The sequence below is a fragment of the Pseudomonas sp. K5002 genome, from assembly GCF_013386655.1.
Taxonomy (GTDB): domain Bacteria; phylum Pseudomonadota; class Gammaproteobacteria; order Pseudomonadales; family Pseudomonadaceae; genus Aquipseudomonas.
Genome location: NZ_JACARK010000324.1, coordinates 1 through 2,134, shown reverse-complemented (window position 1 = coordinate 2,134; position 2,134 = coordinate 1). Strand labels below are relative to the sequence as shown.

Sequence of the window (2,134 nt, the reverse complement as noted above, 5' to 3'; positions counted from 1 at the left end):
GCCGGGATCGCCTGCTCGGTGACCTTTGCCAACCCGCTGCTGGGCATGCTCGCCCTGTGCTTTGCCGCCTCGGGCTTTATCGCCGTGCAACCGGTGTTCTGGACCTTCCCGTCCAGCTACCTGGCCGGCAGCGCAGCGGCCGCCAGTATCGCCCTGATCAACTCCTTCGGCGCCCTCGGCGGTTTTATCGCCCCGGTGCTGAAGAACTGGGCAGAAACCGCCTTTCACTCCCCTGCGGCCGGCCTTTACCTGCTGTCCGCCACCACTGTAGTCGCAGCCTTGCTGGTACTCGGTATCCATTCCCCAGGCCATAAAGCGACGAACACGCCGGCCACTGTTTAATCAAGGAGTCACACCATGGGCAATCTCACAATCAAGCACGTGCGCGCCTTTGTCCTGCGCGGCGGCGGCGCGGACTACCACGACCAGGCAGACGGCCACTGGATCGACGATCACATCAGCACCCCCATGAGCAAATACCCCGAGTACCGCCAGAGTCGCCGCAGTTTCGGGATCAACGTACTCGGCACGCTCGTGGTCGAAATCGAGGCCAGCAACGGCACCGTCGGGTTCGCCGTGACCACCGGTGGCGAGCCCGCCGCCTATATCGTCGAGAAGCACCTGGCGCGCTTCCTGGAAGGCGCCCGCGTCACCGATATCGAAAAAATCTGGGACCAGATGTACCAGTCCACCCTGTACTACGGCCGCAAGGGCCTGGTGATCAACACGATCTCCGGCGTCGACCTGGCGCTGTGGGACCTGCTCGGCAAAATCCGCCAGGAGCCGGTGCACCAGTTGCTCGGCGGCGCGGTGCGTGACGAATTGCAGTTCTACGCCACCGGCGCCCGCCCGGACCTCGCACAGAAGATGGGCTTTATCGGCGGCAAGATGCCCTTGCACTACAGCCCATCGGAAGGCGAAGAAGGCCTGCGCAAAAACCTCGAGGAACTGGCAACCATGCGCGAACGGGTCGGCCCGGACTTCTGGCTGATGCTCGATTGCTGGATGAGCCTGGACCTGAACTACGCCACCAAACTGGCGATCGGCGCCCATGAATACGGCCTGAAATGGATTGAAGAAGCGCTGTCGCCCGACGACTACTGGGGCTATGCCGCCCTGCGCAACAACGTGCCCAAAGGCATATTGGTCACCACCGGCGAACACGAGGCTACCCGTTGGGGCTTTCGCATGCTCCTGGAGATGGGTTGCTGCGACATTATCCAGCCAGATGTGGGCTGGTGCGGCGGCCTCACCGAGCTGGTGAAAATCTCCGCCTTGGCCGATGCCCACAATGCGTTGGTGGTGCCCCACGGCTCGTCGGTCTACAGCTACCACTTTGTTGCGACCCGCCATAACAGCCCGTTCGCCGAGTTCCTGATGATGGCGCCCAAGGCAGACGAAGTGGTGCCGATGTTCCACCCGCAACTGCTCGGTGAACCCGTGCCGGTGAATGGCCGCATGCGCCTGTCGGTGCTCGACAAACCCGGGTTTGGCGTGGACCTCAACCCCGATTGCCAATTGCATCGCCCGTACAACCGCTGAGGACTCCTGCCATGAACATGCCCCACAACGCTTTCAAGGCCGCGCTGCGTAAAGACGCCGCGCAATACGGGATCTGGGCCGGCTTCGCCACCGCCTATGCCGCCGAGATCGTCGCCAGCACCGGTTATGACTGGATGCTGATTGACGGCGAACACGCCCCCAACACCGTGCCCAGCGTGCTCAACCAGCTCCAGTCCGTGGCTCCCTACACCACCGCCCCGGTGGTACGCGCGGTAAGCAGCGACGCCAACCTGATCAAGCAACTGCTGGACGTCGGCGCCCAGACGCTGATGATCCCGATGGTCGAAACCGCCGAGCAAGCCAAGGCCCTGGTGCGTGCGATGCGTTATCCGCCCCACGGTATTCGTGGCGTTGGTGGCGGCTTGACCCGCGCCACCCGCTGGGACGGCGTGTCGGATTACCTCAACACCGCCCATGAACAGCTGTGCCTGATCGTGCAGGTGGAGTCGCGTCGCGGCGTTGAAAACGTCGCGGCGATTGCGGCGGTGGAAGGCGTGGACGCGGTGTTTATCGGCCCCGCCGACCTGTCCATCGGCCTCGGTCACCCCGGCAATCCCGGGCACCCCGAGGT

Annotated in this window: 2 protein-coding genes and 1 pseudogene; all 3 read left to right on the top strand. The window is 63.7% G+C overall.

The window, feature by feature from the left end:
* Positions 1-342, top strand: a pseudogene (locus tag HX846_RS16110) (MFS transporter); the annotation flags it as partial.
* A gap of 15 nt (positions 343-357) precedes the next feature.
* Entirely contained in the window at positions 358-1,542 is a 1,185-nt protein-coding gene (gene rhmD, locus HX846_RS16105; protein WP_178965709.1) for an L-rhamnonate dehydratase, read from the top strand.
* Between the two features lie 11 nt (positions 1,543-1,553).
* On the top strand, positions 1,554-2,134 hold a 581-nt coding region (locus tag HX846_RS16100), incomplete at its 3' end, for an aldolase/citrate lyase family protein (protein WP_178965708.1).

Excerpts from the sequence above, each read along its gene's own strand:
- rhmD (WP_178965709.1), top strand. The coding sequence starts at position 358 with ATGGGCAATCTCACAATCAAGCACGTGCGCGCCTTTGTCCTGCGCGGC.